The organism is Methylocaldum sp. (assembly GCF_039794385.1).
Classification (GTDB): domain Bacteria; phylum Pseudomonadota; class Gammaproteobacteria; order Methylococcales; family Methylococcaceae; genus Methylocaldum.
Map to the genome: position 1 here is coordinate 1 of NZ_JBDIVO010000107.1, position 13,055 is coordinate 13,055.

The 13,055-nt window shown below is 58.1% G+C and carries 13 protein-coding genes; 11 read left to right on the plus strand and 2 right to left on the minus strand.

Annotation, left to right across the window (positions count from 1 at the left end; all coding sequences use genetic code 11):
- The coding region (locus tag ABJK70_RS11195) for an ATP-binding protein (RefSeq protein ID WP_347258019.1) at window positions 1-1,095 on the plus strand (1,095 nt) is incomplete at its 5' end.
- Between the two features lie 646 nt (window positions 1,096-1,741).
- Window positions 1,742-2,512: a VPLPA-CTERM sorting domain-containing protein gene (locus ABJK70_RS11200; protein WP_347258020.1), complete on the plus strand. Its 771-nt coding sequence runs from the start codon at window positions 1,742-1,744 to the stop codon at window positions 2,510-2,512.
- Window positions 2,513-3,396: 884 nt separating this feature from the next.
- On the opposite strand, the gene ABJK70_RS11205 is transcribed toward ABJK70_RS11200, so the two are convergent.
- Window positions 3,397-5,013, minus strand: coding sequence for an NAD+ synthase (locus ABJK70_RS11205; protein WP_347258021.1), 1,617 nt, complete (start codon window positions 5,011-5,013; stop codon window positions 3,397-3,399).
- 287 nt (window positions 5,014-5,300) lie between these two features.
- On the opposite strand from ABJK70_RS11205, the gene ABJK70_RS11210 reads away from it, so the two are divergent.
- From ABJK70_RS11210 to ABJK70_RS11220, 3 genes are all read left to right on the plus strand, one after another.
- Window positions 5,301-5,795, plus strand: coding sequence for a BCAM0308 family protein (locus tag ABJK70_RS11210; RefSeq protein ID WP_077728644.1), 495 nt, complete (start codon window positions 5,301-5,303; stop codon window positions 5,793-5,795).
- A gap of 158 nt (window positions 5,796-5,953) precedes the next feature.
- Window positions 5,954-6,520 carry an HPF/RaiA family ribosome-associated protein gene (locus ABJK70_RS11215; RefSeq protein WP_077728645.1) on the plus strand — a complete coding sequence of 189 codons (567 nt, stop codon included), beginning with the start codon at window positions 5,954-5,956 and terminating at the stop codon, window positions 6,518-6,520.
- Window positions 6,521-6,579: 59 nt separating this feature from the next.
- Window positions 6,580-7,338 (plus strand): BON domain-containing protein, encoded by a 759-nt coding sequence (locus ABJK70_RS11220; protein WP_077728646.1) that lies wholly within the window; start codon window positions 6,580-6,582, stop codon window positions 7,336-7,338.
- Between the two features lie 99 nt (window positions 7,339-7,437).
- Here ABJK70_RS11220 and thiD read toward each other — a convergent pair whose 3' ends face one another.
- The gene (gene thiD / locus ABJK70_RS11225; protein WP_347258022.1) at window positions 7,438-8,217 is read right to left on the minus strand and encodes a bifunctional hydroxymethylpyrimidine kinase/phosphomethylpyrimidine kinase; all 780 of its coding nucleotides are present in this window, start codon (window positions 8,215-8,217) and stop codon (window positions 7,438-7,440) included.
- A 178-nt stretch (window positions 8,218-8,395) separates the two neighbouring features.
- On the opposite strand from thiD, the gene alaC reads away from it, so the two are divergent.
- From alaC to thrC, 6 genes are all read left to right on the plus strand, one after another.
- Window positions 8,396-9,580, plus strand: coding sequence for an alanine transaminase (alaC, locus tag ABJK70_RS11230; RefSeq protein WP_347258023.1), 1,185 nt, complete (start codon window positions 8,396-8,398; stop codon window positions 9,578-9,580).
- Between the two features lie 34 nt (window positions 9,581-9,614).
- Entirely contained in the window at window positions 9,615-10,925 is a 1,311-nt protein-coding gene (locus tag ABJK70_RS11235) for a homoserine dehydrogenase (RefSeq protein ID WP_086134000.1), read from the plus strand.
- A 99-nt stretch (window positions 10,926-11,024) separates the two neighbouring features.
- Window positions 11,025-11,264: a hypothetical protein gene (locus tag ABJK70_RS11240; protein ID WP_139841054.1), complete on the plus strand. Its 240-nt coding sequence runs from the start codon at window positions 11,025-11,027 to the stop codon at window positions 11,262-11,264.
- A 156-nt stretch (window positions 11,265-11,420) separates the two neighbouring features.
- Complete coding sequence (locus tag ABJK70_RS11245; RefSeq protein WP_077728650.1) at window positions 11,421-11,639, plus strand: addiction module protein; 219 nt, start codon at window positions 11,421-11,423, stop codon at window positions 11,637-11,639.
- Entirely contained in the window at window positions 11,636-11,929 is a 294-nt protein-coding gene (locus tag ABJK70_RS11250; RefSeq protein WP_077728651.1) for a type II toxin-antitoxin system RelE/ParE family toxin, read from the plus strand. The genes ABJK70_RS11245 and ABJK70_RS11250 overlap by 4 nt, the downstream gene beginning before the upstream one ends.
- A 34-nt stretch (window positions 11,930-11,963) precedes the next feature.
- Entirely contained in the window at window positions 11,964-13,055 is a 1,092-nt protein-coding gene (gene thrC / locus ABJK70_RS11255; RefSeq protein WP_347258024.1) for a threonine synthase, read from the plus strand.

The window sequence follows — 13,055 nt, forward strand, 5'->3', positions numbered from 1 at the left end:
GAGTTCGTCGCCATGCTGGCCCATGAACTACGGAATCCGCTGGCGCCGATCCGGAATGCCGTGCAGGTGTTGCGCCAATTGGGGCTGACCGACCCCGAGCTGAAATGGACGCGTGACGTGATCGGCCGGCAGGTGGTCCAGATGAGCCGTTTGCTCGACGATCTGCTGGATATTTCCCGCATTACCCGCGGTACCATCGTGTTGAAAAAGACGGCGGTCGAAATCTCGACCGTAATCGATCGGGCGGTCGAAACCAGCCTGCCGTTGATCAAGTCCCGCCGGCACAAGCTGGCCGTTGACTTGCCGCAGGAGCCGGTGCAAGTCGAGGGCGATCTGACGCGGCTTGTGCAGGTGATCGCCAATCTTCTGAATAACGCGGCCAAGTACACGGATGCCGGCGGGTGTATCGATCTGATCATCGAAAGCTCTGCGGACGAAGTGTTGATACGGGTGCGCGACAATGGCATGGGAATTCCCGTCGAACTTTTGCCGAATATATTCGAGTTGTTTACCCAGGGCAGCCGTTCGCTCGATCGTTCCCAGGGCGGGCTTGGGCTCGGGCTGGCACTGGTGCGGCGGCTGATAGAAATGCACGGGGGGAGAGTGTTAGCACAAAGCGCGGGGTCCGGCAGCGGTGCCGAGTTCATTGTGCATTTGCCGCGGATGGCGGCTGCGCCGACTCATGAAGGTTCGGGGTCGGCAGGCGGCGAATCCGCATCGAGTTTGGCTGGCGTTCGGGTTCTGGTGGTCGACGATAACGTCGATTCCGCGGAAAGCATGGCATTGCTGCTTAGCCTGGACGGACACGACGTGCGTACCGCCTTCGATGGCCCTGGCGCTCTCGCGGTCGCCGCGGAGTTCCAGCCGGAGGCAGTGCTGCTCGATATCGGATTGCCGGGAATGGACGGTTATGAAGTCGCGAAGCAAATGCGAGGGTTACCGGGATTGCAAAAGGCGCTGATGATCGCCGTTACGGGCTACGGCCAGGCAGACGATCGCGCCCGTTCGAAGGCCGCGGGTTTCGATCATCACTTGGTGAAACCGGTCGACCCTGAAATTTTGAGCGCGTTGCTGGCGACGCTGAGGCCCGACTGAGGCTCGGCGGACGGCTGCTTGTTTTTCGATAATGTGACGGTCTCGTGACAAGATACTTACGAGTTTGCGCGTATTTTCGGAGAGGGGGTATAGGCGTTTAAATGTAGCTTCTTGGATTCGCTTATTTGGCTGCTTACCGGTCCGTTCATGAACGTTAGTGGGACAGTTCCGAAAAGGGGTAATTCCGGAAATGCATGCCAACAAGCGGAGCTCGGCGATCATGATTTTCGTTGGCAATCGATTCGGTCCAGCCGGTCGTTTCGATTGCGAAACCCACCTCTGGTGGGGCGTTATCCTGAGAAAGCGGGTTCTCTTCGCTATGGGCGAGAGGGCCCGTTTTTTTGTGGATCACAGTCGGTTCCTGCCGATTTGTGTCAACAACCTAGCTGCTCTGTGACGCATAGCCGCGGGCGCGACTCTCCTCGCTCTCGGCCGAGAAAGGATTGAGCGATGATGTCGATAGCCTTCGGAGCTTGAGTGGCAAGCCACGGTGCCGTCATGGTGGGTAGTCACCCTCCTGCCGGACACGAGGCGTCCAGAGTTGCCAAGGGAAAGTGGCTGTTATCCGGTTTGGCGGCGTAACGGAAACGTTGCGGTCCGCTTTACAAATCGGGTGGCGTTTAGGGAAAAAAGTGTTGGAGGCACTATGTTTAAGCTAAAGACATTCATCCCGCCAGCTGCCGTGCTGTCGCTGGGATTGGCGTGGGCGCCTGCCCATGCACAGACGTGGACGAGCGATATCATCGACTTCACGCTGGTGGAGGGTGATCTAGGCGCACTTGGAGACCCGGAAGTCGTTCGGGACGACACCGGCGTCAGTCTTAACTTCAATCCTGGCCCGTTGACATTCGACGCGCTATCTGTCGGTGCTGGTCAGGCCGACAACGGCAATGGCAATGGCAATGGTATTGGTCAGGTCGATACCGAAATTGCCGGATTCACAATCAGAGCCACGGTTAAACCGGTTATACCTGATCAGACGATTACCGACGTGAGCTGGAGTCAGAATGGCGTTTATCAAGTAACCGGAGACGGCTCCTGGGTATCGGCTTTCTCATCTCTGCGGATTGTAGATCCGGAAACCCATCAATCCATCGGCGATACACAGGCCGAGACATTCTCCGCGTTCGGAGCTGACGACGGCACCAACGGAGGCCCTTGGGACTTGACTGCCAGTAACTCTGTGGCCGCTGACGCTGTCGAAATCGAGCTGACGATAAAAGACATTCTTGCGGCTTATGCGCCTGCGGACGGTTTTGCCTGGATCGAGAAAGACTTCGGCAGCTTGAGGATTGACGTAAGTCCAGGCGGCGCTGTCGCGCCGATTCCGGTGCCAGCCTCGGTCTGGCTACTGGGGTCTGCTTTGTCCGGCCTGATCATGATTGGTCGACGTCATTTAGGAACCGCTTCGGCGTAACCCAAAGTGATTCGCCCACTTGAACCGCGCTGCCGCCATATCGCGGCGGACGCCTTTCTGGCGGCAGCGCACTTTGCCGGAATCCACCGGCTTCCGAATCGGTCGTGCCGTGGCTTTTCGAAAGTGAACTTCCTCTTTGTGCGAAATCACGTACGAATTCATCCGTATTCTCGGTGAAAGTTAACCACGGTTTAATAGCAACCACTCGAGAGCAACCGTCGTCGGAGGTGAAAACCACGACACGGCATCGAGCCGGAGACAGGAGTTTCCGCTAGGAAGTTAGGATGTGGCGAAAGGAGTGAGGATGTCGCCAGGGACAGGGTGGTCCCGACGGGATTGGATGTTCCGTCCGACGTGAGTGATTCGGAACCTTCTGAACGGAGTCGGAATGTTCCGAATCTGATTGGAATGGCGGTCATGGAACGGTGATATCCGCCCTAGTGGAAAGGAGTCGATCGATGGGATGCGAGTTGAAATAGGGATGTTTCTTTTTTTTCGCCTGTCGAGGAGTGATTGCGAACGACGAAGGCGGGAGAAGCCCAGGTTCGCGAATGAGACGACGGCACCGATTGAGACGTGTTGACTAAGTGATTTTCGCGGAGGTGACTTATAAGGACGCAAGGCGGATCTTCGTGCCGGGCATAGGCGCAAGGAAATGTTCCGGACCGAAGAAAACATCAGCGATGTCAGCCGATAGCAAGCGTTCGAGAGTTTTCCTCCGACCGTAAGTGGTAAGCGGGCCGTAAGCCGGACCGCTGTAAGACTTCCCCAGAAGGCAGAACACCCCCATCCCCCCCCAAGCACTTTGTTCTGCCTTCTTTTTTTGCCTTAGCACAATCGAAAATGTCGTTCGGGTCGTAACTGTCGTTCGTCCGATTGTTTCCCTATCGCCCATATCCGCATGTGATCGGATACCGCCGATCCCGGCCGAAGGCGCGGCGCGTGATCTTGACGCCGGGCGGGGCCTGGCGACGCTTGTATTCGTTGCTGTCCACCATCTTCGCCACCCGCTTGACTTCGTGCTCGGGAAATCCGGCGGCGATGATTTCGTCCACCGATTTGTCGTGCTCCACGTACATTTCGAGGATCGGATCCAAAATCGAATAGGGCGGCAGCGAGTCCTCGTCCCTTTGGTCGGGCTTGAGTTCGGCGGAGGGCGGACGCTCGATTACCCGTTGCGGAATGACCGGCGAGAGGCTGTTGCGGTATTCCGCCAAGCGGTACACCAAAAGCTTGGGGACATCCTTCAACGGCGCGAATCCGCCGGCCATATCGCCGTACAGCGTGGCGTAGCCCACGCTCATTTCGCTTTTGTTGCCGGTCGTGAGGAGGATTTTCCTTTTCTTGTTGGAAAACGCCATGAGAATGACGCCCCGGCAACGCGCCTGGATGTTTTCCTCGGTAGTGTCGGGCGGCAAGCCGGCAAAGCTCTCCTCGAGCATACCGAGAAAGGCATCGAAGGCCGGTTCGATGGGAATGATGTGATAGCGGCAGCCCAGGGCCTCGGCTTCCAAGCGGGCATCCTCGATGCTCATCGCCGCGGTGTAACGCGACGGCATCAAAACGCTTTCGACTTTATCGCCTCCCAAAGCGTCCGTGGCGAGAGCCAAGGTCAAGGCCGAGTCGATGCCGCCGGACAATCCGAGCACCGCGCCTTGGAAACGGTTTTTGCCGACATAATCGCGGATGCCGGTAACGAGAGCCTTGTAGATGCTTTCGATCTCGGTCAACGGTTCGGTAACGCCGTCGGCAATCGGCTCCACCGTGTCTCCGCAGGCAAAGTCGACGGGTAACAGCGCTTCCTCAAACTCCGGCGCGCGGAAGATCACGGTTCCTTCCCGGTTCATCACGAATGACGCGCCGTCGAAGACCAGTTCGTCCTGCCCGCCGATCAAGTTGACATAAACCAGAGGGACATCGGTCACTGCGATGCGCTCGCGGGCGACTGCCTCTCGTTCCTTGATTTTATTGGCGTGATAGGGCGAAGCATTGATGTTCAGGATCAGCTTGGCGCCGGCTTGCGCGGCTTGCTCCACCGCACCGGGCAACCAAAGATCCTCGCAAATGGTAATCCCCACCGGCACACCCTGTAAGTCGAACACGCAGGGTTCGGATCCGGGCAGAAAATAACGTTTCTCGTCGAACACACCGTAATTGGGCAGGGCATGCTTGCGGTAGATCGCGTGAATCTTGCCGTCCCGCAGCACGGCGGCGCTGTTGTAAGGCATCCCGGTTCGGTTCTCCGGAAAACCCACGATGACGTCGATGCCGTGCACTTGCCCCGCTATTTCGTCGAGGATGCGCTCGGCCTGCGCCATGAAATCGCGGCGCAGGATCAGGTCTTCGGGCGGATAGCCCGCCAGGGCCAGTTCGGGGAAAACCACGGCATGAGCGCGAAGCCGGTCGCGGGCCTCGCTGGCGGTGTGCAGTACGCGGCTTGCATTGCCTCTAAGGTCGCCGACCAGAAAGTCGAGTTGGGCGATAGCGATACGAAGGTTCACGATTGTAGCGATTCAAATGTCTAAGGTAGTGCGGCTATTTTCGCCTGAAATCGCGGCGGGAACGAGCAAAAACGATGTCCGTGGCCTGTGACGGTGAAATATAGGATCTGTGAATTTAAATGCCGCACTCGTGTCCGATCGAGTATTGCTGCGCCCGTTCGAGAGGCATATTCTTCAATCTGTAATCTAAGCCGAATGGCCCGATGATTCGCCGTCGATTTCAAGCGTGGGAAGAAATACTTCGCATCAGGTTTGCGGGCGACATATCCAAGCAGGGAGATTCCGTCATGACTCAACCACCCAACCTATACCACGGAGATCGCCAAGATCGTCTGATCCGTGAGCATGAGCACGACACCTATAAAATACGGCAAAAATTGCCGGAACCTACGGTTTGTCCGGAATGCCGAGCGGTTTATCACGACGGCCGGTGGCAATGGTCGGACGCGCCTGCTGGCGCGAACGAGTCGCTTTGTCCCGCCTGTCATCGTATCCACGATAAATGTCCGGCCGGATTTCTGACTTTGGCGGGCGAGTTTTTGGCTCAACACAAAGATGAGATTCTGCATCTCATCCGTAATGTGGAGGAAAGGGAGAAGGCCGAACACCCGCTGAAACGCATCATGGCCGTCGAGGAACAGAACGGCGGCATGCTGGTGACATTCACCAATCCCCAACTCGCCAGGGCGGCCGGGCAAGCCGTCCAGCACGCCTACAAGGGCGATCTCGATTTTTCCTATCAGGAGGAGGAGTATCTCCTTCGGGTGAATTGGTCACGTTGAGGTCCCCGCGATCCGCGATTGTCGGTGTGGCGAAGTATCGCCGACCGGCGGTTTCCGGGCTGCCTCATGGAGGCGCAAGGGGTACGGGCTTTTACGTCATGCTTTTCCGCCGAATCTGTGGATAACTACAGTTCTGGATCGGATTGAGGAGCGAGAGCATGCAACTGCCGTTACAAATTTCTTTTCGAAATATGGAGCCATCCGAGGCGATGGAAAAAGCCGTTCACGACCGCGCCGAGAAACTGGATCAGTTTTTCGAGCATATCATGTCCTGCCGGGTGATGGTCGAAGCACTTCATCGCCACCACCGGCAAGGCAATACCTACCATGTCAGAATCGATATCACCGTGCCGGGCGATGAACTGGTGGTCAGCCGCGATCCCGGCAAAGATCATGCGCACGAGGATGCTTACGTGGCGATCCGCGATGCCTTCGACGCCGCCCGCCGGCAATTGGAGGATTACGCCCGGCGCGTTCGGCAGGACATCAAGGCCCACGAGGTTATGCCGCATGGAAGCATTGCCCAAATCAACCCGGAGGGCGATTATGGGATGATCGAGACACCGGACGGGCGCCTGATTTATTTCCATCGGAACAGCGTGGTGCAAGGCGATTTCGACAAATTGGGCATCGGCGATACCGTCCGTTTCGTTGAAGAAATGGGCGAGCAGGGGCCTCAGGCGAGTTCGGTGGCCGTGGAGGGAAAACACCATGTTGTGGGTTAGGAAAGATTCGTCTGTTTCATCGAACAGCGCCCGCGCAATTCGGAGTTAAGGAGGGCGATATGCCGACCAATCCGCATGCTGATCGAATCAAGGCCATATTGGCCGACCTGGAACATGACACCCGGGTCAATCTGCACGACTATCCAATCCGTGTCGATGTCGAGGACGGTGCCATAGTCTTGGAGGGTATGGTCGGCGACATCGCGGCAAAACGGATTGCGCACGCCGCTGCGTATCGCCATGCGGACAATTCACCGGTCGTGGATCGATTGCGTGTCGCCGTGCCTCCCTCCGAGAGGGAGGGCGGGTTGCGCGACGAGATCATTAACCTATTGCAGCAGGAGCCGGTTTTCCGGGAATGCGGCCTCTATGTGCGCGAAAGCGACCGGCTCGACACGATTCGTGTCGGTCGCAGCGAATGGCCCGATCGCAGCGAAGGCGATTGGGGCGAGCAGCGCATCGAGATCGAGGTGCAGGATGGAACCGTCACGCTGTCGGGCACCGTGCTCAGCCTGTCTCATCGCCGCTTCGCAGAGGTGCTCGCGTGGTGGGCGGCCGGCTGCGAATCGGTCGTCAACTTGCTGCACGTCGTCCCTCCCGAGCAGGAAACCGATGGCGAGCTGGCAGATGCCGTGCTCATGGTGCTCGAAAAAGACCCTCTGGTTCATCAGCCGCAGATCCATATCACGGCCGAGCAGGGAACGGTAACGCTGGAAGGATATCTCGCCAGCGATGAAGAGAGGCGCCTGGCGGTGCTCGACGCGTGGTACGTCCCCGGCGTGCACGATGTGGTAGACCGCATTCAAGTCGCGGGGTGATTAAAGTCGTAAGTCGGCAATCCCTTGCCGACAAGCGTGCTGTTAACGTCGGGAAAGGATTCCCGACCTACTGAGTGACGCAGTGCGAAACGACTCTCCTCACGGCGCGGAATAACGCCGATTGGGGAGCAGTTGTCCGCCGCCCAGCCGAAATCCGTTATTCAAAGCTTGCCAAGTAAAATCCTGAGCCTCCGACGCAGCGGACTCGATGTCCCGGCCTCGGGCTAGCAAGGCGGCGACGGCGGATGCCAGGGTGCAGCCCGAGCCGTGATAGCTTCCCGGCAAGCGCGGCCAACGGTAAGTTGTCTTGCCGGAGCTGCGGTAAAGGCGATTGATGACTTCGTCATCCCCTTCATGGGTCCCCGTCAGCAAGACATTCGGGCAACCGAGTGCGAGGAGCGCGCGGGCGCAATCGTCCAGATCCTCCATTCCCGTCAATTTTCTGGCCTCGGGCGAATTCGGCGTCAGCACCGTCGCTCGTGGAATCAGCGTCTCTATTAGCGCTTCGATCAGCGCCTCGTTTGCCAGGTTTGTTCCGCCTCCCGCCGCCAGAATCGGGTCCAAAACGACCGGAATGCCGCCAGCGATCTTGAGTAGCTCGTCTACTGCATAAACGATGTCGACGCTTCCCAGAAGACCGATTTTGACGGCGTCGACGGGCAGATCCAGAAGCACCGTGCGCGCTTGCTCCAGAAGTTCCCCGGACCTTTGCGGCAAGATCTTGCGGACGTTATGCGTGTCTTGAACGGTTAAAGCAGTCACCACCGAACAGGGATAACAGCCGAATCGGGAAACGGTCTCGATATCGGCCTGAATGCCGGCGCCGCCGGTGGGGTCGTGTCCCGACAAGCACAAGACAACGGGGAGCTGGGGTTTCATGGATGGCGTAAAGTTAGATCGCGATGCAGGCGCAGTTTCCCACGGCTGGCCGCATTCGGCTAGCCTGTCAGGCCCAAAGCGCCGTTGACAGTCTAAAAGCGCATCGGTACTTTAAGTTGTTTGGCCACGCGCCTACGCATTCCGCTTAAAAAAATACCCCCTACGCAAAGAGTCCTGGATGGAAGAATTTCAACGTATCAAGCGCCTGCCCCCCTACGTTTTCAATATCGTTAACGAACTCAAGGCCAAGGAGCGCGCCCAGGGTGTCGATATCATCGACTTCGGCATGGGTAATCCCGACCGGCCCACGCCGCAGCATATCGTCGACAAACTGGTAGAGGTGGCGCAGAAAGGAACCGCCCACCGGTATTCCGTTTCCAAAGGCATTCCCCGTCTTCGCAAAGCCATCTGCGGATGGTATCGGCGCCGTTTCGGCGTGGATCTCGATCCCGACTCCCAGGCGATCGTCACCATCGGTTCTAAAGAGGGCCTGGCCCATCTGATGTTCGCCACCCTGGGGCCGGGCGATGCAGTGCTGGTGCCGAATCCGGCTTATCCCATCCATCCTTACGGCTGCGTTTTGGCGGGGGCTGATGTGCGCCACGTGCCGCTGGTGCCGGGCGTGGATTTCTTCGATGAATTGGAAAAAGCCATCAAGACCTCCTGGCCCAAGCCCAAGATGCTGATTCTGAACTTCCCCGGCAATCCGACCACCCAATGCGTGGAACTGGAGTTCTTCGAAAAGGTCGTCGAGCTGGCTCGGGAATACAAAATCTGGGTCGTGCACGACATCGCCTACGCGGACCTGGTGTTCGACGGCTATGCCGCGCCTTCCATCCTGCAGGTGCCCGGAGCCACCGACATCGCCGTCGAGTTCTTCACGCTCTCCAAGAGCTACAACATGCCCGGTTGGCGGGTGGGCTTCATGTGCGGCAACCGCGAACTGGTCGCGGCTTTGGGGCGCATCAAGTCCTATCTCGACTACGGCACGTTCACACCGATCCAGGTGGCCGCGATCGCCGCCCTGGACGGGCCTCAGGACTGCGTTGCCGAGATCCGGGAAACCTACCGCGTACGCCGCGACGTCTTGTGCGCAGGGCTGGACAACATCGGCTGGACGGTCCAAAAACCCAAAGGCACCATGTTCGTTTGGGTGCCCATTCCGGAGCAGTACCGGCATCTGGGTTCCCTCGAGTTCGCCAAGAAACTGCTGCTGGAGGCCCAGGTGGCGGTGTCTCCCGGCGTCGGTTTCGGCGAGTACGGGGACGATCACGTCCGCTTCAGCCTGATCGAGAACGAACACCGCACCCGCCAGGCGATCCGAGGCATACGACATATGATGCGCAAGGATAACTCGGTATAATTTCGGCATTTTTGTTGCTACACAGGAGAGCGTCTTGAAACCCGTAAATATCGGTTTGCTCGGTTTGGGCACGGTCGGGGGCGGCACGGTCAAGGTCCTCAAGCGGAACGCCGGCGAAATTACGCGCCGAGCCGGCCGGGAAATCCACATTAGCGTCGTAGCGGCTCGAGACCTCAACCGTTCCCGGATTTGCGACACTGCCGGCATCCGATTGACTACGGACCCGTACGAAGTCGTTACCGATCCCGAGGTAGACATCGTCGTGGAACTGATCGGCGGTCTCGACCCGGCGAAAGATCTGGTAATGCGAGCGCTGGACGCCGGCAAGCACGTGGTCACCGCCAACAAGATGCTCATCGCCCTCCACGGCAACGAGATCTTCGCCAAGGCCAGCGAAAAAGGGCTGATGGTGGCTTTCGAAGCGGCCGTGGCCGGTGGGATTCCCATCATCAAGGCGGTGCGGGAAGGGCTTTCGGGCAACAAGGTGGAGTGGCTGGCCGGGATCATCAACGGCACCTGCAATTTCATCCTGACCGAGATGCGCGAAAAGGGGCGGGATTTTCAGGATGTGCTTAAGGAGGCGCAAGCGCTGGGTTATGCCGAATCCGATCCGACCTTCGACGTGGAGGGCATCGATGCCGCCCACAAGCTGACGATCCTGGCGTCCATCGCCTTCGGCATTCCTCTCCAGTTCGACAAGGTCTGGACCGAGGGCATCAGCAGCATCACGGCGCTCGACGTGGCCTACGCGGAAGCCTTGGGCTATCGCATCAAACTGCTCGGTATCGCCCGTCGCGCCGAAAAAGGCATAGAGCTGCGGGTGCATCCCACCTTGATTCCCGAGCGGCGCTTGATCGCCAACGTCAACGGCGTCATGAACGCCGTTCTGGTCAAGGGTGACGCCGTGGGCCCGACCCTGTTCTACGGCGCGGGCGCCGGGGCCGAGCCCACGGCCTCGTCGGTCGTGGCGGACATCATCGACGTGGTGCGCACATTGACCTCCGATCCCGAGAACCGGGTGCCGCATCTGGCCTTTCAGCCCGAGGCGATTTCCGACATTCCCATTTTGCCGATCGAGGATATCGAAACGGCCTACTATCTCCGCCTCAGCGCCGAGGACAAGCCGGGCGTTCTGGCCGACGTGACGCGCATTCTGGCCAATCACAATATCAGCATTGAGGCCGTTATCCAGAAGGAACCGCCGGAAGGCGAACGCCATCTGCCCGTCATCATGCTGACGCAGAAAGTCCAGGAGCGGAAGCTGAACGACGCCGTCCGGGAGATCGAAGCGCTGTCCGCCATCAGCGGACCGGTGAAGCGGATTCGGTTGGAAACACTGGGGTAACATTCCAATTCGAGGTATTACCCAATGGCACTCCGATATAAACGCAACCCGACCCAATGGGAAATTCGAGAGGCATATCTCCTCGGACGGAAACACAAGATGTTTGAGATTTTCGAGAAGCCACATGAAGGTAATCCATGTCCGCACGATGAAAGAGGATGGGCGTATTTGTACGGGTGGGATGATTATGGGCAGCGTTGGGATGAGCGACGCGGTGGCAAACCGCCAGCTAATTTTGATTTAGATGCCGAGAAGCAGCATTTTTACGGGCCACCAAATAACGTTCAGTCATCTTTGACTAAAGAATTGAAGGAACTGTTTCTTTCCGAAATCTCGTAGGAGGGGGTGGTGCAGCATATGTCAGCCTAATTTAGGCGAGGGAAACTGAACATTGCGGAAGATACTCTTGCTCGCCTCAGATCGACGAACTATGAACTTCGTGATGCTTCTCTATCTATGACAGGCGATATCGCAACGGCGCCAGAGGAAAATGATATGTCAGCGACAAACGATTTAATCAAGCAGGCATTGGCTCTGCCCCCCGGCGAACGAATCGAGTTGATCGAACAAGTCTTAAATAGTCTTGACCAGCCGGATGAGGCCATCGATAAATTGTGGGCCGAAGAGGCAGAAAGGCGTCTGGAAGACTATCGCTCCGGAAAAATGGAATCCGTCTCGATGGAAGATGTGATGGCGAAGTATTCCGTTAAATGAATGTCCGGTTTCTCGCTCCGGCACAGAAGGAATTGGACGAAGCCGTGGAATACTATGAATCGCAACTGCCCGGCTTAGGTATTCAGTTTTTGTCGGAAATTCGCGAAGCCATCGAGAATGTCAAACGGTTTCCTCATGCTTGGCACTGCTTCAGCGAAAACACCCGGCGTTATCGGACGAAGCGTTTTCCCTACGGCATAATTTATCAGCTCTTGGACCACGAAATCCTGATTGTGGCTATTGCCCACCTGCATCGCGAGCCCGGTTACTGGTGCGATCGAGCAAAATAATCAAGTTTTTAAACAAATCGCTTAGAGACTCATCATGGCATATTCGACCCGCTATACCGGTCTTATCGAAAAATACCGCGACCGCCTGCCGGTAACCCCGGACACCCGGCCCATCAGCCTGTGCGAGGGCAACACGCCGCTGATCCAGTTGGTCAACATCCCGACGCTGATCGGCAAGGATGTGGATATTTACGTCAAGTTCGAAGGCTTGAATCCTACCGGCTCGTTCAAGGACCGCGGCATGACCATGGCCGTGACCCAGGCCGTGCATGAGGGCAGCCACGCCATCATCTGCGCGTCCACCGGCAACACCTCGGCAGCGGCCGCCGCCTATGCCGCGCGTGCCGGCATCACCGCTTTCGTGCTGATCCCGGAGGGCAAGATCGCCATGGGCAAGCTGGCCCAAGCCATGATCTATGGTGCGAAGATCATCCAGATTAACGGCAATTTCGATGCCGGAATGCAGTTGGTCAAGGAGATCGCGGACCATGCGCCGGTGACCATCGTCAACTCGATCAATCCGTACCGTATCGAAGGGCAAAAGACGGCCGCTTTCGAAATCGTCGACGTCCTCGGCCGCGCTCCGGATTATCACTGTCTGCCGGTGGGCAATGCGGGGAACATTACGGCTTATTGGAAGGGTTACAGCGAATACGCCCTCGGGACCGAAACCCATACGCCGGTCACCGACAAACGGCCAATCATGTGCGGCTATCAGGCCGCGGGCGCCGCGCCGTTCGTCAGCGGCGAGTTCGTGGACCATCCCGAAACCGTCGCCACCGCCATCCGCATCGGCCATCCGCAGTCTTGGGAAGGCGCCTGGCGCGCGCAAAAGGAATCGGGCGGATGGTTCGCGCCTTTTACCGACGAGGAAATCCTGGCGGCACAGAAACTTCTGGCCGAACGGGAAGGCATCTTCTGCGAACCGGCCTCGGCCACCTCCCTGGCCGGAGCCCTGCACGACATCAAGTCCGGCCGCATTCCCGAGGGCAGCACCATCGTCTGCACCCTCACCGGCAACGGCCTCAAGGACCCCGACACGGCCATCTCCCAGTGCACGGCCAAACCGGTGACGGTGGACGCGACCCTGGATTCGGTGAAGCGGGCGATTTTGGAGGCGATGTAA

Bases quoted from the DNA above. Each gene is read 5' to 3' on its own strand.
- ABJK70_RS11200 (WP_347258020.1), top strand. From the start codon at position 1,742: ATGTTTAAGCTAAAGACATTCATCCCGCCAGCTGCCGTGCTGTCGCTG.
- ABJK70_RS11210 (WP_077728644.1), top strand. From the start codon at position 5,301: ATGACTCAACCACCCAACCTATACCACGGAGATCGCCAAGATCGTCTG.
- ABJK70_RS11215 (WP_077728645.1), top strand. From the start codon at position 5,954: ATGCAACTGCCGTTACAAATTTCTTTTCGAAATATGGAGCCATCCGAG.
- ABJK70_RS11220 (WP_077728646.1), top strand. From the start codon at position 6,580: ATGCCGACCAATCCGCATGCTGATCGAATCAAGGCCATATTGGCCGAC.
- thiD (WP_347258022.1), bottom strand. From the start codon at position 8,217: ATGAAACCCCAGCTCCCCGTTGTCTTGTGCTTGTCGGGACACGACCCC.
- alaC (WP_347258023.1), top strand. From the start codon at position 8,396: ATGGAAGAATTTCAACGTATCAAGCGCCTGCCCCCCTACGTTTTCAAT.
- ABJK70_RS11240 (WP_139841054.1), top strand. From the start codon at position 11,025: ATGTTTGAGATTTTCGAGAAGCCACATGAAGGTAATCCATGTCCGCAC.
- ABJK70_RS11245 (WP_077728650.1), top strand. From the start codon at position 11,421: ATGTCAGCGACAAACGATTTAATCAAGCAGGCATTGGCTCTGCCCCCC.
- ABJK70_RS11250 (WP_077728651.1), top strand. From the start codon at position 11,636: ATGAATGTCCGGTTTCTCGCTCCGGCACAGAAGGAATTGGACGAAGCC.
- thrC (WP_347258024.1), top strand. From the start codon at position 11,964: ATGGCATATTCGACCCGCTATACCGGTCTTATCGAAAAATACCGCGAC.